The following is a 17,993-nucleotide window of genomic DNA, read 5'->3' as shown; positions in this document are numbered from 1 at the left end:
GGGCCGGAGCGTCGGCGCGGTCATCCGCTCCAGGGGACTCGTGCGAGCACAAGTCCCCGGACGTCGACGGCGCCGTTTGCCCGGAGTCGGCGCGCGACGTGCTGGAGCTGGGATCCGCTGGTGAAGACGTCGTCGACGAGGAGGATGGTGGCCCCCTTGATGTCGCCAGTGTCTCCGGTCCAGGTCAGGGCGGCGGCGTGCGCGACTGCGGCCGCGCGCTTCTCGTCCAGAGTCCGGTTCGCGGACCGGGGCGTCTCGGCATGTTTCACCAGCCGGTGGGCCCCCGGTGGGCTGAGCGGGAAGACCCGCGTCACGTCCTCCGTGTAGGCGGCGTCCATGATCGCCTCGATGTGCTGGAGAGGCTGGCGGCCCGTGTGGGTGGGGTTCCCGACAACGTGGTCGACGCCGTGCATCGCCTCGGGGTGGCTTTCCATCCAGCCGACGAGGAGCCGACCGAAGATCAACGCCCAGCCGGCTCTCCCCTCGTACTTGAGCTTGTGGATCTTGTCGCGCAGGGCTCCGGAGTACATGGCCACCGCGTCGACGCGGGAGAACCCCCGCTCGGCCTCCGACAGCGCGCACACCCGGTTCCCGCACGGCCTGCCGGGCGCGACGGCCTGGGAGCAGACCGGGCAGTGGGGCTCGGCGACGGGCTGGAGGGTGCGGCCGGCGCAGTCGGAGCACAGGCGGGCGGTGCCGGTGATGCGGTAGGCGCATACCGGGCAGTTGGGGAAGCCTGCCGGATCCGGGAGACCTGCCGTCACAGGCCGGCCAGGGCGAGCTGCTGGCGCTGCTGTCCGGCGGCCTGGATGTCCGCGGCCTGGCCGAGGCGGTCTGTGATGTCGCTGGAGGCGGTGACCAGGATCGCCCGGCCCTCCTCCAGCATCTTCTTGGCCCAGGGCTGGGTGTCGGCGAGGGAGCGGATCAGGAAGACGAGCTTGCCGTGCTCGGCCGCCAGGCGCGCCTGCATCTTGGCGCCCGACGTGCTGGAGGCCTCGATGACGACGCTGCCCAGGGTGGTGCCGGACGTGACGACGTTGCGGCGGGGGAAGGTGTACTTCGCCGGAGGGCTGGTGGGCCAGAACTGGCTCAGCAGCGCGCCTCCGGCGGCGAGGATCGCCTTGGCGAGGGGACGGTTCTCGGCCGGGTAGATCGGGGCGGCGATGCCGGTGCCCATGACGGCGAAGGTCCGGCCGTCGGCGGTGAGCGTGGCTTGGTGGGCGGCTGCGTCGATGCCCTTGGCGAGACCGCTGGCGATCACGACGTCGTGGTCGACGAGCTCGCGGGCCATCCGGGCCGCCCGCCGCAGGCCGTCCTCGGAGGCCTGGCGGGTGCCGACGATCGCGATGGAGCGGGCATCGCGCTGGTCGAGCTCGCCGCGGTAGAAGAGGAACGGCGGCAGGTTGCCGATCACCCTGAGGTTCGCCGGGTAGTCCTTGTCCAGGACGGTGACCAGGCGCGCGCCGGTCTTGCCGGCGGCGGCGAGCTCGTCATCGACGCGGGCGCGGGCGTCGTCCAGGCCGGAGGTCAGGGCCTGCTGCAGCAGGGGGCGGTTCTTGGCCGCGGCACGGGAGTCCTCGTGCAGTTGTCCGTCCATGAGCGCGGCCAAGCCCTCGGGGCTCTGGGCGCCGCGGGCGATCAGGCTCCAGTCGAGGGTGGCGTCGCCAGCGCGCAACGCGCACAGGGTCAGCAGATCGTGCTGGTCAGCGGTGATATCGAGGTCCATCAAGGTGTCCTTCTACTCGTGGCCCCGGGATGTTCGAAGGATGAAGCGAGGTTCTCGGGCCACTTCCATCATGGCGTACGCGGTCCGCGTACGGGAGGGAAGGGCACGGTCGGCTCGATCCTCGGGTCCGGTCGCCACGGGGGGCGCCAGCTCCGAAGGCCGGACGGCGGGCAAGATCAATCAGCGGTCTGCTCGGCGGCGATGAAGTGGGACATCGTGGCCTTCAGAGCGTCGTCGGGGCCCGGACCTGCGGCTCCAGTGACGGACGTCGTCACGAAGTTCGTGGCCGCCAGGTGGTAGCTGACCTGGTACGGATCGATCGTCGTGCCGGGGCGCAGCTGGTAGGCGGTGTGGCGGGAGGCGCCGTACTTGCCGATGGTCAGGGCGATGACCTGTGCTGCCTTGGCGCTGGCCAGGAGGGTGCGAGCCCACTCAATGGACTTGCCTTCGGTGGTGAAGTCGTCAAAGACGATCACCGTCTTGCCCTTGAGCTTGCCCTTGTACTTGGGGTTGATCCGGACGGTGCGGGCCTGTGCGCCGATCGAGATGTCCGCCGTGCTCACCTGGCCCCAGTTCTTCTTCGCCCGCTCCCAGCTGGTGTCCGGGGCCTGGGCGACGCGCTCGAGGAGGTCCTCGCGGTAGTAGGAGCCGACCATCACCTTCGCCTTGGTGAGGAAGCCAGCGAGCTGCTGGCTGACCTTGCCCGGGGAGCTGCTGGGGTAGACGCAGAAGAGGCTGCGGTGGGGCAGGGTGCCGTCGAGGTAGGCGGAGGACAGCAGGCGCAGCATCAGGATGTCGCGGGCGTCCTGGGTGCCAACGGTGATCGTGCGGCCGCGGGTGAAGATGTCCTGGAGCTCGAAGGTCCGGCCGGGGGCCTGGGGGAAGCGCACGTTGGGAGGCAGCAGCGAGCGGATCTTGAAGGAGCGGGCGTCGTCGTCGTGGCTGAAGGCCCAGCGGGGCTCGTCCAGGAGGAAGTGCTCCAGGAGTTCGCCGACGTCCGCCGGCTCGTCGGCCGACAAGGTGAGCATGCCCTTGTTGTCGCGGACGTGGCTAGCCCAGCGGGCGTGGACGTGGACGACGCCGGCGTTGATGCCGGTGCGCCAGTCCCACTCCGAGGTTCCCACCATGGCGATCTGATTCGTGCGCAGCTTGAGGCGGTCGGCGACCGTCAGCAGCCAGGCACCGCTGCCGCGGGCCGGCCGGCCGGGGATGTCGTCACGGCACAGGTGGAGGGCGGGGGCGGGCAGACCGGCGGCCCTCAGGGCGGCTTCGGCGTCGATGGAGTCGGTCGTGAGCAGCACGAAGGAGATGTCGTGTTCGTCGAGCCACTGCAGGAAGTCGGCGATCCCGTCGTGGGGGCGTCCGGGCGAGCGCAGGACCGCCTTGTAGTCGATCGCGACCGCGCGCACCGTGCTCGTCTCGTCCATCCGCCGCCCCCACTGCTGTGCCATGGTCATGAGCTGACCCTCTTGCCATGATCTCAGCCGGTCTGACCGCGCACCTTCGGTTTCCGAATCCCCCGCTCCCGTGGCAGCCGCCCGTACGACTTCGTCCACGACGGAATCGCCGCCACAGGCGTCACACCAGCCTCAACTACGTTAAATAACCCACCCCTCTGCTCCGAGCGGCCTGTAGGGCACGAGGGTCACCCCGGCCCCCGGAACGGAGGCATGGACGATGGAAGAGCAGAACACCCGCACAGTGACCGTCGAGAAGATCGTGGTGGGACTGGCCCAGCGGCCTGGGACGGAGCCGCCCTGCGCGGACGGAGCCGACGTGCAGCGCCGCGGGGAGATGGTGAGTGCCGCAGTGGTCGACGGGGCCGGCCATCATCCGGAGGTGGTCCGGTACGCGGCGATCACCCCGGCGGTGATCACCCACATCGGGACCGTGGTGGGCGGGCTGGCCGGCCTGATGGCGGCCGGGCAGATGGCCGCGGCCTACGACCGGCCCCCGCACGCGTCCGCGGTCTTCGCCTGCGCGCAGCCGGGACAGCCGACCAGCGTCCACTGGATCGGGGACTGCAGGGCGTACGGGTGGGACGGGGTCTCGCTCAGGCAGTGGTCGACCGACCAGACGATGGGTGAGTGGCTGCGGATCAACGGGGGCGCGGCGGTGGAGCTCGCGGCGGAGCTCCACGACAACTGGTCGCGGCTCGGGCTGGCCCAGGCCGGGGCGGCGACGTGCCGGCAGGTGCAGGTCCCCTCGGAGGTCCCGTTGGTGCTGCTGGTGTCCGACGGGGTCTCCGACCAGGTGCCCCTGGAGGTGCTGGCCCGGCTGTGTCGCATGTACGCGGCCGGCCCGCAGTTGCTCGCGGACGCCTTGGTCGCGGCGGCTGCCGAGGACGAGAGCGGGTACCGCGACGACGCCACCGTGATCGTCCTGCTCCGGGCGGAGGGCTGAGGGCCGCCCTTGCCTGGGGCGGGGAACGGCGGGTCGGGGCGGGTCAGGCTTCCGGGAGGTCGCGGGGCTCGGGTCGGTCCGGCGGCGGGGTGAGGCGTTCAGCCAGGCCGAGTAGCAGCAGCACGGCGACGGCCCCGAGGAGGATGGCCGACCACCCGATGGTCCACGACGCGCTCTGGGTGCGGATCGCGGTGGGTGTGAGCACCACCATCGTGGCGACCATGCCGCACGGAAGGATCCACTGCCGCCTCATGCCCGGTTGCCCAGCACGGCGTTGTCGGGCTGGCTCCCGTCTTCGGTGTGACTGTCCGGGTGTTGAGGATGGCTTCGCCACGGAGCGGCCATGTTGATGAGCTCCTGGAGGAGCTGCTCGGCTGTGGCGAGGTCGTCGGCGTGTACGGCCGTAGCGAAGTCCTTCTCCAGATCGTGGGCTGCGGTCCAGTCGGACTCGTACTCGTCGCGGCCGTTGGGGTATTGCTCGCGGCGCCGTTCCTCGAGCCGGTCGACGATGAACTGATAGAGGCGTACGCCGGTCTGCTGGTCCAGGGGCATGTGGTGAGGTCTTTCGGGCTCGGGACGTCTGGTCGGGTCGTCGGTTGGGCTATCGCCTGAGCGGTCGTGCAGCGCGGGTGCGCCGTGCGGCGCGGAATGCTTCGGCGGGATCGTCGCAAGGTCCGGGCGCGGGGCGCCATTCGCCAGCGCGCCAGACGGTGAAGGGATACCAGCGGCCGTCGGGGCCCGGGCGGATCTGAACGCCGGCGGTCGTGTCGGTGAGCGCATCGCCGTCGATGGTGATGGTCCCGAGGCCGACAGCACGGGAGGAGTGGAGGGTCTCTCGTGCCTGTTCCAGGACGTCCCTGGTTGCTGGGGTGGCGGCGAGGGTGGCGTGGGCGCCGGCCGGGCCGCCGTGGCGGTAGCCGATCATCATCGCCCGCAGGGTGGCTTCGGGGATGCCGGTGGCGCGCTGGGCGGCCGCGAGATAGTCCGCGCCGTCGGGGCTGGCGAGGATCCGGAGGATGTCGGCCAACTCGTCGTGGGGCGCAGCAGTGGTGTCGGTCAGGAGGGTCCGGGCGCGGGCGGCGGCGTCGGCGGTCATGTGTGCCAGGTCCTGGGCTCGGGGCCCGGGGAGGGGTGCGTCGGTGTAGGTGAGGGTGGTGACGGTGTCGAGGTCGAGGTCCGGCGCCGTCTGTGGGGGGCGGTGGGCGGCCAGCGAGTAGAGCTGGGCGGCGCGCACGGTGCCGTTGGTGTCTGCGGGGAGGGGACCGGGGTCGGCGCCGTCGACGAGGTCGCGTACGTGGGCGGCGAGGGCGCGGGCGGTCATGCCGCGGGCGCCGAGCAGCAAGGAGGGGCTGTTGGTGAGGCGTTCGGCGACGGCGTGGCCGAGGGCTGCGCTGTGGTCGCAGACGCGGTGGGTCCGGCCGGTGGGGCAGGAGCAGGAGAAGGTGATGCCGTCGGAGGGCGGGGTGATGGAGATGCCGCCGGCGTGGCCGGAGTCGGCGATCGTGGCGGGGATCCGGTTGGCGACGAGGTCGGCGACGGCCTGAGGGTCGTCGGCGAGCCGGGCGGCCAGCGATTCCCATTGGGTGGCGGTCAGCTCGGGGAGGTGGATCACGGCCTGGTGGGTGGCCTTCTTCGCGGCGACAGGGGCGCTGATCCTGCCGGGCTGGGTGTGGATCTGAGCGACGGCGCCGTTGCGCGCGAGGTTGAGGCCCTTGCCGTAGGAGCCGGAGCCGTTGGTGGCGAGGTGGAAGGCCTGCTTCCACGCTCCGGCCAGGGGCGCTAGGGATCGGGCGGTGCCGGTCATCGGGTTCCCAGAGTGACGAGGGCGGCGAGTTCGGAGTCGTCGAGTTCGGTCAGGGCGCCTTCGCCGGAGGTGAGGACGGCGTCGGTCAGGGCGCGTTTGCGGGCGAGGAGTTCGTTGATGTGGTCCTCGACGGTGCCCTCGGTGATCAGGTGGTGGACCTGGACGGTGCGGTGCTGTCCGATGCGGTGGGCGCGGTCGGTGGCCTGGTCCTCGACCGCCGGGTTCCAGGGCCGGTCGTAATGGATGACGTGCTCGGCCCGGGTCAGCGTCAAGCCGGTGCCGGCCGCCTTGACGGACAGGATGAACACCGGGGCGGGGTCGGGGTCGTGCTGGAAAGCGTCGACGAGGTGCTGGCGGCGGGCCGGCGGGGTGCCGCCGTGGAGGAAGCGGACGGAGCGGCCGCGGGCGCGCAGGTGGTGTTCGAGGATGCGGCCCATCTGGACGTAGCCGGTGAAGACGAGGGAGGCTTCGCCCCGGTCGGCGAGGGTTGCCGTGAGGTCGTCCAAGGCGGCGAGCTTGCCCGAGCGGCGGGCGAGGCCGGCCGGCTCGGCGTCGTCCAGGGGTTCCTTGAGGTAGAGGGTGGGGGCGTTGCAGATCTGGCGCAGGGCCTGGAGCAGCTTCAGGACCAGGCCGCGGCGTTCGATCCCGCTACTGGTCGCGATCTTGTGCATGGTGTCGCGGACGATCGCCTCGTACAGACCGGTCTGCTCGTCGGTCAGGGCCACGACACGGTGGTGGTGGATCTTGCCGGGCAGTTCGGGGGCGATGCCGGGGTCGGTCTTGCGCCGGCGAAGCATGAACGGGGCGATGAGCCGGGCGAGCCCTGCTGCGGCGGGCGCGTCGGGGTCCTTCTCGACGGTGCCGTAGCGGGCGCGGAAGGCGGCGCGGGTGCCGAAGAGGCCCGAGTTGGTCCAGTCGAGGATGGCCCACAGCTCGGTGAGGGTGTTCTCGACGGGGGTGCCGGTGACGGCGAGCCGGGCCAGGGCGGGGACGTCGCGGAGCGCCTTGGCCGTGGCGGAGGCGGGGTTCTTGATGTGCTGGGCCTCGTCGGCCACGACCAGGCCCCACTGGGTGGCGGCGACGGCAGGGTCGCGGCGCAGCGTGCCGTACGTCGTGATGACGACCGTGGTGTGGTCGAGCGCATCGGTGTCGAGGGTCCGGGTGGTGCCGTGGTAGCGGACGACAGCGGTGTCCGGGGCGAAGCGGGCGATCTCGCGCTGCCAGTTCGTGATGAGGGAGGCCGGGCAGACCACGAGGGTCGGGCCGGCGGCTGCGCCGGCCGTTTCGGCGCGGTGGAGGTGCAAGGCGATGGTCGTCAGCGTCTTGCCCAGGCCCATGTCGTCGGCGAGGAGCGCGCCGAAGCCCAGGCCGAGGGTGTGCGCGAGCCAGGTCAGGGCCCGCTGCTGGTAGTGGCGCAAGTTCGCGTTCAGACCGGTCGGCGGTGGCACGGGCCGGGGATCGTCGGGAGCCTGGCGCAGGGCGTCGACGAGGGTGGCCAGCGTGCCGGCGGCCCGTACGTCGAGGTTCTCGCCGTCGAGGGTGAGGGTTCCGGACAGGGCGGCGGCGAGCGCGTCGAGGGAGGGCAGCGGCGCGAGGTCGCGGTGGCGGGCGCGGCGGGCGGTGTCGGGGTCGATGAGCAGCCAGCGGCCGCGCATGCGGATCAGCGGCCAGGCGGCGTCGGCGAGGGCGGTCATCTCGTCCTCGGTCAGCGGGTCGCCGTCGAGGCTGATGTGCCAGCGGCAGTCCACGAGACGGTTCAGGGCCAGGAAGCCGCTGCCGGGGGTGAACTCGTCGGCGCCGTCGTGGGTGCCGATGACGGCGGTGGCGGTGAGCGCGCCAACGAGAGCAGGCGGCCAGTGGACGGTGATGCCGGCCGCGGCGAGCGGGGCGGCGGCGTGGTCGTGGAGAAGGGCCAGGTCCTCGGCGGACAGGGGGAGGCGGCGGGGCCGTTCCTGTGCGGCGAGGTCGCCGAGCGGCGGGAAGTGGCGGGCGCCGCGGCGCAGCGCCCGGCGTACGCCGGGCAGCACGGCAGGCGTCAGGGCGGGGTGGGTGTGCTGTCCGTCCCAGATGCTGCTCGCCGACACGGGTTCGTCCTGGTCGTCGGCGGCCAGGTGCAGGACGGCTTGGGCGGTCGGGGTCTGCTCGCTGGCCTCGGGCTCCTTGATGCGCAGCGTGAGGCGGGGAGCGGGACAGGGGTCGGCGGCGTCCTCGATCGCGTCGGCCCAGGCCCACAGTTCGGGTGTGGGCTCGGGCTCGGGGGCCGGGGTGCTGGTGAACGGGCCGGGGCCCAGGAGCGGGGCGGCACTGGGGGTGCGGACCATCGCGTCGGCGACGGCGTCGAGCAGGGGCCAGAGGGCGTGTTCGGGTGCGAGGACTCGCAGGGGGCTCTGGCCTGCGAGGAGGCAGTGGCCCTCGGGTGCCATCCGGGCCGCGGCCTCGGTGACGGCGGTGCGCAGCGCTTCGGTGACCGGGCCGATGCGCCAGCAGCCTTGGCCGTCGGCGGTCAGGGCGGGGTAGACGCGCTGCTGGGCCACGCACGCCACGGCCAGGCGGAGAGCGGGCCGCCACCCGGTGACGGAGGGGTGTTCGCCTTCCCGGGGGGTGAGCAGCGCGGGCAGGGCGAGGCCGACGGGGACGGCGATGCCGGTCACGGTGGCGCGGCGCGGCATGATGCCGCCGGCGCCGGCGAGGACGAGGTCGCGGGTGACCGGCTGCAGTGGCGGCGGCAGGCGGCGGGGTGTGGGCAGGGGTGTGCCGTCGGGCTGGAACAGCATCCACGCGGCCCGGCCGGGGTGGCGTGCGGGCAGCAGGGTCAGGGCGGCGCCGTCGGCGAGGGCCTGCTCGAGCACGCTGCGGGCGGCGAACAGGTCGGCCGGGCCGGCGGGGAGGGCGGGCGGCGGCTCCTGGCGGTCTGCCGGCGCGGGCGGCATGGGGAGCGCGGGCGGGGTCGGCGCGGCCGCCGCGGGTTCGGTCGCGGCCGGGGGGTCGGCGCCGAGGGCGGTCTGCAGGGCCTTCAGGAGGCGGTCGGCTGCTTCGGCCCGGGCGTGGCGTTTGCTGGGGCCGGCTCCTTCGCCGGTGAGCTGCTGGCCGCGGTGGACGGCGGTGACCGTGGCCGTGAAGCCGGTGGGCGTCGGTGTCGGGGTCCGGTAGTCGGGCCGGGTGATGTGGCCGGCCTGGTGGAACTCGTTCAGGACCGAGAGGGGGTTGGCTTCCCCTGCTGGCGCGGGCGCCTGGGGCGCGGCGGGCGTGTCCCAGTTCCAGTCGGGCACCGCGCGATCGGCGAGGGGGTCGGGCAGGTCGGCGAGCGCGGCGACGAGGCTGGTCATGGCCTGCTGCCTGGCGCCCTTGCGGGTGCGGGCCTGTTGGATGCTGCCGGTGATGTCGCGGCCGGCGGGAGCGAAGGCGGCCTGCGCGACGAAGCACGGCTGGCCGTCGTCTCCCTGTCCTTCCCGGACGGTCGCGGACGGCGTGCGCAGCAGCTGGGCGTGCATGGAGATGATGCTCGGCGCCAGGGCCGGGCTGGCGGCAACGGCCTTGATGGCGGCTTGCCGTACGGGCGCCCAGATCTGTGCTTCGGCCGTATCGAGGAGCACCGTCCGCAGGGCGGCGACGTCGAGGTGCCCCCGGGTGATGCGGCGGACGGCTTCGGCGGCGATCGCCGCCGCGGGGGCGCCTTGGGCGACAGCGCGTTGCAGCGTGCTGCGGAAGGCCTCCGCGTCCATCAGGGACAAGGGCGGGCCCTCGGCGGTCTCGGCGCGGGAGGGCGGGATCTGGGGTCGTGGCGTACGGGCGGCCAGCGCTGCAGGGCTGATGGGCTGCAGACGGTCGATGGACAAAGACACTCCCCCAGTAGCCGGACGCCGTCGAGACCACTCCCATTGTGACCTGCGTAGGCGTCAGGTTCGTGCCGTACACACAGACAGACTTATTGTGTATTCGCGTTTCGATATGTAGATTGATCTCGTCGCCGGGCCAGCCCGGCCCTCTTCCTCTCCCCTGATCGCATTCGCTGCGGCCGCCTTCTTGTGCGGCCGGGCCGAAAGGTGGCTTCTCCATGCCCCGAGCTCCCCAGCCCGCCACGCCCCCGTCGCACGACCCGGCCTCCGACATGGTCGCCTCCGTCCTGACCGACATCGAAGCCCGGCTCGGCGAACAACAGGGCTGGGACCGCCCTCCCCGCCTGTTCATGCTCAGCCTCCGACCCCCGCGCGTGGAGGTGGAGTTCATCCCGGAGGTTGTCTGGAACCCGATGGGGATCAACCCCGCCGACGCACTGAAGTACCACGCCGAGGCGCTTCCGCCCGTGCCGCCCCTCCTCGTCCCCAGCGAGGTCCATGAGGACTCCGTCTTCGCTGTTGGGTTCATGTTCGAGGGGTGGAACAAGCCGACCGACGTCGAACTCCCGCCGGAACTGCGCATGCTGCGGGACAGCGGTGAGCGGGTGAACCATCTCCTGCCCATCCGCCAGGAAGTCCGGATCGTCCACGCCGTCGATCTCAACCAGCGCGACTTCCACATCGTGCGCGCCCGCGGCGGGCAGCCCCGCCTGTCGGTCGCCGGGCAAAAGGGCGCACGGGAGCTGGAAGGAACCATCCCCGTCGCTCTGGGCCGGTTCGTGCACGCCCTCAACAACGGCCCCGGCCAACAGGCCAAGAACCAGGCGCCCGCCCCCCAGATGTGAGGACTGACATGATCACGGACCCCATGCTGTTCCGCTTCACGGCGAGCGGGCCGACGCCCGAAGCGGCATTCGCCGCCTTTGCCGCCCTGGACCGCGAGCAGCCGCACGACCCGTTCCGGCCGCGCGCGGACCTGTCGAAGGTGACCCAGGTGAAGGTCGCCGACAGCCGCGACCGGCTGCGCGCGGACGGCTGCTTCGACGGCCAAGACGGCGGGCCGCTGGGCGAGGACGACGCCGACTGGCTCGCCGACCGCCTGATCGAGGACTACGACCCGATCGTCAGATCCGGCGCCGCCGCACTGCTGCTGCGCACCCCGGGAGACGAGTCGACCTGGTGCTTCTTCGGATGGAGCACCCGGGGCGAGTAGCCCCCCTCACCGCCCTGGCCGGTGCCCGCCTAACCCCCTCCACACGGCCCGGTCCGGTGCCGTCGTACCTGTCCGCGACAGCACCGGACCGGCACGCAGCGGCAGCCAGAACCCGCCCGAACGCCCTCAGAGTTCGAGGACCCGTCCATGGGCTGGCCGTCGGATCCCGTGGGTGACCGGCGCGCTGGGGCTGGCTCAGGTGAGGGTGGCAGACCAGCCGTGGTACGGGGAGTGCCGTGCTCTGTGGAGCGGCCCGGGCCCGGGAGCAGTGGAACAAGGACCACTCCGCTTGGCACAACTGCTGACCGTGGTCCGGCGTCTGGGCGGATCAGCCGAACGTGAGAGGCGACGTGCCCCGGGCCATGCGGTCACCGCGCGTCGTCGTCCGCATCCTCCAGGGCGGGGGGCTCCTGCCAGGTCAAGGTGTCCAGTGGCCGCGGCAGGTTCCGGGCCGCGCCGGGCACGGCCCGCGTCACCGCGGACGCCTCGTCGCTGAAGAGGTCGCCCAGGGTGCCCGGCGTCCGGCCGGGCGCTGCCGCTGCCGGGCTTGAGGTCTTCGTGGTGGTCATCTCGTCCCCTGATTCGTCCCGGGCCGGGCCCGGCTGAAGGCCGGCACACAGACCGGCTGCGAAAGCGTATACAGATTCCGAACTGCGGCCCGAGGAGATTTCCTCGGGCCGCATTCCCACGTCAAGCCCCCCTCGCTCCCGACCGCCCGCCGCTCCTGGCACGCTCGCCCGTGCCACGTCCGCCGATGCGAACGCGTCGACCACCGCCTCCGGGCCCGAACCGTCACCGCTCGTCCACCGCTTCACGCTCACCTCTCGGAGACCACCAGACCGGTCGCAGTGGCCGACTCGGCTCGTACACCCAGCGGGTGGGCCCGGCCGGCGCTGGGCCGCAGGTGGGCTCGGCGACCTTGCTGACGACGTGGGCCATCTCGTCCATGAACAGCGTGGCCGGCTTGGGCAGCACCATGACGACGTCCACCGCTGGTCCTCGCTCACGGACCGCGTGCGCCCGCCGGTGGAGCTCGTCGTGGCCGGGGTAGCGGTCCCAAATCTGTTGCTCGTCCACGAGCACGGTCACACGGTCGTCGGAGGTGTCCGCGAACGGTCCGAACTTCTGACCGGCGGCCTCCGGGCCGAGTTCGCGGCATTCGACGGTGTGCGCGCCTGAGCACGGCCGTGTACTGGTCGGCGTCGGCGTCACCCGCAGCGGCGCCTTCCCGCGTCCGATGGCGCCTACGAACGCTGTCGGGTCCGGCAGTTGATCGCTCATCGTGCGGTTGCTCCTTCTTCCCGGGTCGGCGGGGTTCAGGCCTGGTCGAGGTGGTGTTCGTACCAGGCGGTCAGCTGGGCAGGGTCCTGTGGGATGGACCTGACCAGGCGGAGGAGCCGTTCGCCGGTGGGGCGTACTTCTGTGCGGGCCAGGGCGGACAGGTCGGTGGTGCGCAGGGCTGCGAAGCCGACGAGGTGACGCTCTTCGAAGGTGCGCGCACCCGGGAGGCTGTCGGCGGCGGCAAGGTAGCGGGTGACGAACGGGTCGAGCGCGGCGCGGTGGGCAGCGAGGTGGCGGAGGTAGGTGGGGCTGTCGACGGTGGCGGTGTTGGCGGCTTCGCCGTGGTGGGGTGAGGGCAGCGCGCACCAGTCGCTGATGAGAGCGGAGAGGGTGGCCGGGCCGTCGGGCGGGGTGTCGTTTCGCCAGTGGCCGTCGGCTGCTCCCTGGGTGGAGCCCACGCGCTCGTGGAGGAGGCCGAGGACGCTGGCGAAGGTGAAGAACCCCAGAACGTAGTCGGCTCCGGCGATGACGGAGCGGATCGTCGGCTCGGCCGGCACCGCCGCGGGCAGCAGGAGGCGCTGCTTGCGGTGTTCGCGCTGGAAGGGCAGGCAGACGGCGGCCTCGATCGCGGCGTGTTCGGCGAGCAGGACGGCGGCACTCTGCGAGGGCGCGGCCTCGCGTTCCCATTCCACGGTGTCGTCCTCGTCGGCGAGGTCGCTAAGACCCAGTGCGTCCAGGCTGACGCGGTAGACGCCGGTGGTTGTGGCAGTCAGGGTCAGGAGGCCGTCGCGGTCGGGCAGCGGCTGGGTGTGCTGAAGCGTGCCGTCGGTCCTCTCGCGGGTCCAGTCCGGCCGGTTGGCGGGGCGGGTCGCGACGGCGAGCGCCCAGTCGAGCAGGTGGACGAGCTCCTCCCGGCCGGCGCCGGCGAGGTCGGCGCGGGAGGTGTCCGACGGCCGGCTGGAGAAGTGCCGACCGAGGCGCTGGAGGGCTTCCTCGGGGAGGTCGGTGACGGCCACGGCGCCTGGCGGGAGGCATGGGTCGCTTCCGTGGACCGTGCCTGCGGGGTACGTGCGGCAGCTGCCTGCCCAGCCGCCGGCGGCGTACACGCTGGCGTGGGCGGGGTCGGCGAGGACACGGGTGGCGACGTCGAGAGCGTGCTCGGCGGCCTGGACCAGAACAGGGTCCGTAGTGAGGCCGGCGATGTGGCAGAGGGCGCGGGCGGCGGGGTGATCGGCGGTGACGGACGGGGCGCGGGCGGGTTCGATCTCGGTGAGGAGGTCAAGGACATCTGCGCGTGGGTCGGCAGGGCCCGGAGCGGGGATCGGTCCGGCGGGCCACAGGGCCAGGGGGACGGACCGGGAGGTCCACAGCGGCAGGACGGTGGGGGTGGCCTCGCATGCCTCGCTCAGGTGGAGGTCGCCGTGGTGTCGGGTGGTGAACAGGTGGACGTGACCGCTGATACGAGTGAGGGCGTCGAGGAGCCGGATCCGGCGCAAGGTGGCGCACAGGTGGTCGGCGAGGCCCGCGAGTTCGGCGTCCTGGGCGGCTGCGTACTCGGGTTCGCCGCGGAACTGGGGGATCCAGTGCGGCATCAGGCTGCTCTGGTCGGCGGACCGGCGGCCGAGCGCGGAACGCCAGTCGGTCTCGCTGATGCCGGCGAGGACCATCCTCATCCCGGGCAGCGTCAGGGCAATCCCCTCTCGCAGGCCGGCCCAGCGCAGGCCTGCGACGCCTGTCCCGCCCGGCCGGTGGGCGAGGGCGTCGATCCACCGGTCCAGCTGGGCGGGCGCGATCCGCACCACCAGTTCGTCGGTGCGGGGGGTGAGGCTGCGGATGCCGAACGGGCCGCCTGTGAGGGTGGGGCGGTGACGGCCGTAGGCGGTGATCAGCGCTCGGAAGATCCGTGCCTCGCCCCGGGCCTGTTCGGGCGCTGGCGTCGGGATGAGGTGCTCGAAGTCCGCGAGCTCGGCTCGGGCCGTCTCTTCGGATTCGCCCGTGGCCATCTGGCGCAGGGCGACCGGGGAGACGGCCGTGTCGGTCGTGCGAAGGCCCTGCTGTAGCCGGGGCGTGTACGGGGTGAGAGTGTCGGTGTGCGTCACGGTGCTGCTCCCGCTGTGAGGTCCGCTGTCACCTGGTACAGGTGTGCGGACGGCGCGCGGTGTGACAGTCAGAGCGGACGAGTTTCCGGGATCGTTCGGACGCCGGGCGAAGTGTCCTCTGTCATCGAACCTGGATCGTTTGTCACTGAAGTTGGACCGATGAGCCAGCTTCATGCGGCTGGGTCGTGCGCGACCCAGACCGGGGACAGCACTCACTGCTTCTTGCTCGTACCGAAAGGACGCGCGTGGCCGCCGTGGATCACGGCGTCCATCATCCCCTCATCGCACTTCTCTTCCGGAGGCCACACCCACCGCTCGGTCGGCGGCCAAAGCGGCATGGCATTGGGGAACTCCTCGAACTTGTTCAGCCGCCTGTCGCCGGGCAGGCGCATCGAGCACACCTGGATCCCGAAGTGACCCAGGCGCAGGAAGCCGACGATGCCCTTGGGCCTGACTGACTTGCGTAGATGCCACTCGAACAGGACTTCCTCGTCCGTCCCGTAGGCGCGGATCGGCATGTGGAAGGCACGGGCGATCATGCGGCGGGTGGACAGGCGCCGATAGCGACAGAGGTAGGCGAAGTCGGCCGCAGGTATCACCCCATGGTGCTCCTTCGGATTGGTGAAGGAGAACATCATGATTGTCTTCATCGCCCAGGCGGCGAGGTCGGACTGCATCTGTCGGTCCAGGATGACCACGAACTCGTCGGTGCCCAGGATGAGGGGGAGAAGGAACGGCCGGACGCCCTCCTCCAGGTCATTCATCCAGCCGCTGTTGCAGTCCCTGCACACGCACTTGGCGGTCATTTCCCCGAAGCGATGGCGGACATCCCTGAGGATGGTGCCGTCGAGGTCGACGACGACTGACTTCTGGTAGATGTCGGGGATGCCCTCGCGCGGAATCTTGGTCACCCACTTCGGTATGACGTGTTCGTTGCTGTTGGCTGGCGCTCCGCAGAAGACGCACCCGGTCATGCTGCTCCCCTATTCTGGCGATTCCACCGGGGATCGTAGGGTCTGGGTGGCCGTCGCTGCCTGCTTTTTCCGGCGGCGATAAGCGCGGGCGACGCATCGGTTCGAGCAGTACTTGCGGAGACGTCCGCCTTGGCCCGGCTCGATGGGTATGCCGCAATCGAGGCAGCCGAGGGACTGATCTGGGTGTGGTGCGCCGGGAAAGGGCAGGGCGGACAGGCCCATGCTCTTCTGCCAGGCCCATCCACTGCACCGCTTCGAGCACCAGCGTCTGTTGGGGAACCTGCCGATGGGGTTCTGGCATGCCTCGCAGGTCACGATGGGGATCGCTTCCCGTTCGCGCCGTCGTGCCCGATAGGCGGCCTCGCGGCAGGCGTGTGAGCAGTAGCGACGCTTTTCCGAGACTCGGATGGAGAGGCTTCGCTCGCAGTGTGCGCGATGACGGCCGTGCTCGACTCGAAGGTGCACCGCGAGAAGTGGCTCGACACCCAGCGCAACGAGGCGGTCTTCCCTCGTCAGGAGTGGGCGATCGCCCACGACCTGAGGAGTTGCAGCCGCGTGGCACGCAAGGGCCAACGGGCACCGCACACGGCAGACAACGACACGCTGGCCGAACTTCTCACCTCTCGCGGGCGTGTGCTCGCGACGAGCCTGCACGGCATCGAGCGGCGGGTGGAGGCGCTGGAGGCGTACGCCTCACAGGTCGCCGAGGCCGACGCCCGCTACGCCGAGGTACGGGAGATCGAGCGGCTGGCGGCGGGCAGCGACGAGCTCCTCGACCTCCTTGCCCGCACCGCGACGGACGACCTGGCGGTCACCGAGATCGATGTGCTGACCGACGAGGCCGCCGCCGTCGCCTCGACGTTCACCAAGGCGCTGGAGTCCGCCAAGCAGGCCGCGGCGGCGGCCCTCCCGCTCCAGGGCGCGGCATAGCCCGCCCCCATCTGCCGCCCGCGCCGCCGAGGTTCACTCCGTCCCCCGGCCCAGCCCGGCGGCTAGAACAGGGTCAGCGGCTCGGGAGGGGCCGGCGTGACCTGGTGTTCTCGGATCGCGTCCCGAAGCTGGGCGGCCGTGACGCGGGTGGCATCGAACGTCTCGGTCCAGCCGTTGGGCATCTGGACCGCGGTGAGGAAGACACCGTGGCCGGCGGCGCGCAGGCGCCGCAGGATCGTCTGCTCCACGGACAGGGCGTCGTCGCCGGTGGGCACGTGGTGTTCGTAGAACAGGGTCCATCCGAGGCGGCGGTGCTGGGCAATGCGGTCGTTGCGCTGAAGGGCGCCGGCGACGCCGATCTTGACGGCGCCGTGCTGTGCGTGGGTGACGACGTAGACGCGGGCGGGCGCGGCGCGGTCGAAGCCGAAGCGGGCGCAGTACTTGCATCCGCGGCCGCTGCGGATCTTGGCCAGAGTGGGGGTCGAGGTGCGGCCGCAGGTGGTGCAGCGGCAGCGCCAGGGCGTCATGGTCGTGGTGTAGGGCTCCAGGGGCTCGAGGCCGGCCTCGCGCATGGAGGCGGCGGCGCGCTCGGGGTCTTCCCGTCGGGCGGCGCCGGCGCGGAGGTCGGCGCAGCGCCGGCATCCGCTCTGGCCGGCGAGGATGGATCCGAAGGTCGGCGAGGTGATAGTGCCGCAGCCGTGGCACAGGCACCGCCAGGGGTACTTGACCCCACGGTACGGTTCCTGGGGTTCGAATCCGTGCTCGCGCATCTCGGCGACGGCCAGGTCCTCGTCGTGGCGCTGCGCCTCACCGTGGGCCCGGTCGGCGCACCGCTTGCAGGCCGGACGCCGGCTCCGGCCGGTCAGGGAACCCAGGCGCGGGGAGACGATGGACCCGCACTTGGCGCAGCGGCTCTTCCACGGGAACGCGGTCCCGGGGTAGGGCTCCAGCGGCTCCAGGCCGGCCGCCCGCATCACGGCGGCCGCGGTCTCGGCGACGTGGCGCATCGTCGCGTTGGCCTTGCGCCGGCCACAGGGGTAGCAGCCGCCCTGCCCCTGCCGGATGGAGCCCAGCGTGGGGGCTCCGGGCTCCCCGCACGTCCGGCAACGGACGGGCCAGGGCGTGTCCACTCCCGGGTACGGGCCCAGGGGTTCCAGGCCCGCTGCCCGCATGTCGGCCGCGGCGACGTCGGGGGCGACCGGCGCGTTCGGTGCGCACCACCGGCAGGGCCCCGTACCGGAGTTGATCCGGACGTAGGTGGGTGTGACCTCGCGCCCGCAGGCGACATGGCGGCACCGCCACTTACGGTCACTGCCGGGATAGGGCTCTAGGGGCTCCAGGCCGGCCGCCCGCATCACGCCGGCCGCCGCCTCGGGCTCGATACGGGCCCGCCCGGAGCAGTACACGCAGCCGCGCTGGCCCTTGGTGACGTTGCTCAGGCGGGGGGTTACCTCCCGCCCGCACGCCGTATGACGGCACCGCCACGGGGCGGAGCTGCCGGGGTAGGGCTCCAGCGGTTCCAGGCCCGCCGCCCGCATGATCTCTTCCGGCTCGCGGGGGTCCTTCCGCGGTCGGCCGATGCGCGCCATGGGTCCAACTCCCCGCTCGTGAAGGGTGAGCGGGGTCGTGCCTCGCTGTGCGGCGCAGCATAAGGGCGACCACTGACATCGACGCCGGTGATCGCTTGGCCGCTGGTGGGATTCGGTGCCCGCCTCCGCCCGTTGGCC

16 protein-coding genes are annotated in these 17,993 nt (G+C 71.9%); 4 read left to right on the top strand and 12 right to left on the bottom strand.

Going from position 1 to position 17,993, the window contains the following annotated elements:
* Positions 1-20: 20 nt before the first annotated feature.
* The 3 genes from IG88_RS44620 to IG88_RS0132395 form a co-directional block, all read right to left on the bottom strand.
* Entirely contained in the window at positions 21-764 is a 744-nt protein-coding gene (locus tag IG88_RS44620; protein ID WP_234332403.1) for a ComF family protein, read from the bottom strand.
* The gene (locus IG88_RS0132400) at positions 761-1,726 is read right to left on the bottom strand and encodes a DNA-processing protein DprA (protein WP_031049049.1); all 966 of its coding nucleotides are present in this window, start codon (positions 1,724-1,726) and stop codon (positions 761-763) included. Before IG88_RS0132400 ends, IG88_RS44620 begins: the two co-directional genes overlap by 4 nt.
* 176 nt (positions 1,727-1,902) lie before the next feature.
* Entirely contained in the window at positions 1,903-3,282 is a 1,380-nt protein-coding gene (locus IG88_RS0132395; protein WP_324609019.1) for an HAD family hydrolase, read from the bottom strand.
* Positions 3,283-3,403: 121 nt separating this feature from the next.
* Between IG88_RS0132395 and IG88_RS0132390 the strand changes: the two genes are divergently transcribed.
* Positions 3,404-4,129: a SpoIIE family protein phosphatase gene (locus tag IG88_RS0132390; protein WP_031049041.1), complete on the top strand. Its 726-nt coding sequence runs from the start codon at positions 3,404-3,406 to the stop codon at positions 4,127-4,129.
* A 43-nt stretch (positions 4,130-4,172) separates the two neighbouring features.
* Here the strand turns inward: IG88_RS0132390 and IG88_RS0132385 are convergent, their stop codons facing one another.
* Genes IG88_RS0132385 through IG88_RS0132370 form a run of 4 tightly spaced genes read right to left on the bottom strand, consistent with a single transcriptional unit; the run spans position 4,173 to position 9,769 of the window.
* The gene (locus IG88_RS0132385) at positions 4,173-4,352 is read right to left on the bottom strand and encodes a hypothetical protein (protein WP_031049040.1); all 180 of its coding nucleotides are present in this window, start codon (positions 4,350-4,352) and stop codon (positions 4,173-4,175) included.
* A gap of 26 nt (positions 4,353-4,378) precedes the next feature.
* The gene (locus IG88_RS0132380; RefSeq protein WP_051852152.1) at positions 4,379-4,681 is read right to left on the bottom strand and encodes a hypothetical protein; all 303 of its coding nucleotides are present in this window, start codon (positions 4,679-4,681) and stop codon (positions 4,379-4,381) included.
* A gap of 49 nt (positions 4,682-4,730) precedes the next feature.
* A complete protein-coding gene (locus tag IG88_RS0132375; RefSeq protein ID WP_031049038.1) occupies positions 4,731-5,933 on the bottom strand; it encodes a hypothetical protein in 1,203 nt (400 codons plus the stop codon).
* Positions 5,930-9,769 (bottom strand): SNF2-related protein, encoded by a 3,840-nt coding sequence (locus IG88_RS0132370; protein WP_234332402.1) that lies wholly within the window; start codon positions 9,767-9,769, stop codon positions 5,930-5,932. The genes IG88_RS0132375 and IG88_RS0132370 overlap by 4 nt, the downstream gene beginning before the upstream one ends.
* Positions 9,770-9,987: 218 nt before the next feature.
* Between IG88_RS0132370 and IG88_RS0132365 the strand changes: the two genes are divergently transcribed.
* Positions 9,988-10,614 (top strand): hypothetical protein, encoded by a 627-nt coding sequence (locus IG88_RS0132365; protein WP_031049036.1) that lies wholly within the window; start codon positions 9,988-9,990, stop codon positions 10,612-10,614.
* An 8-nt stretch (positions 10,615-10,622) separates the two neighbouring features.
* Positions 10,623-10,982: a hypothetical protein gene (locus IG88_RS0132360; RefSeq protein ID WP_031049034.1), complete on the top strand. Its 360-nt coding sequence runs from the start codon at positions 10,623-10,625 to the stop codon at positions 10,980-10,982.
* Between the two features lie 368 nt (positions 10,983-11,350).
* On the opposite strand, the gene IG88_RS0132355 is transcribed toward IG88_RS0132360, so the two are convergent.
* From IG88_RS0132355 to IG88_RS0132340, 4 genes are all read right to left on the bottom strand, one after another.
* Positions 11,351-11,551, bottom strand: a complete 201-nt coding sequence (locus IG88_RS0132355) for a hypothetical protein (RefSeq protein WP_031049033.1) — start codon at positions 11,549-11,551, stop codon at positions 11,351-11,353.
* 223 nt (positions 11,552-11,774) lie between these two features.
* Complete coding sequence (locus IG88_RS0132350) at positions 11,775-12,263, bottom strand: hypothetical protein (protein WP_031049031.1); 489 nt, start codon at positions 12,261-12,263, stop codon at positions 11,775-11,777.
* Positions 12,264-12,298: 35 nt separating this feature from the next.
* On the bottom strand, positions 12,299-14,362 hold the full coding sequence (locus IG88_RS0132345) for a hypothetical protein (RefSeq protein ID WP_031049029.1): 2,064 nt from the start codon (positions 14,360-14,362) through the stop codon (positions 12,299-12,301).
* 212 nt (positions 14,363-14,574) lie between these two features.
* Positions 14,575-15,273: a hypothetical protein gene (locus IG88_RS0132340; RefSeq protein WP_031049026.1), complete on the bottom strand. Its 699-nt coding sequence runs from the start codon at positions 15,271-15,273 to the stop codon at positions 14,575-14,577.
* A gap of 498 nt (positions 15,274-15,771) precedes the next feature.
* Here IG88_RS0132340 and IG88_RS0132335 point away from each other — a divergent pair, with 498 nt between their 5' ends.
* Positions 15,772-16,266 (top strand): hypothetical protein, encoded by a 495-nt coding sequence (locus tag IG88_RS0132335; protein WP_051852150.1) that lies wholly within the window; start codon positions 15,772-15,774, stop codon positions 16,264-16,266.
* Between the two features lie 62 nt (positions 16,267-16,328).
* Here the strand turns inward: IG88_RS0132335 and IG88_RS43915 are convergent, their stop codons facing one another.
* The gene (locus tag IG88_RS43915) at positions 16,329-17,855 is read right to left on the bottom strand and encodes a hypothetical protein (RefSeq protein ID WP_063760659.1); all 1,527 of its coding nucleotides are present in this window, start codon (positions 17,853-17,855) and stop codon (positions 16,329-16,331) included.
* Between the last annotated feature and the right edge of the window lie 138 nt (positions 17,856-17,993).

Source organism: Streptomyces sp. NRRL F-5650, assembly GCF_000721365.1.
GTDB lineage: Bacteria > Actinomycetota > Actinomycetes > Streptomycetales > Streptomycetaceae > Streptomyces > Streptomyces ardesiacus.
The sequence above is the reverse complement of the archived record's forward strand: the minus strand, read 5'-3'. Positions and strand labels throughout refer to the sequence as shown.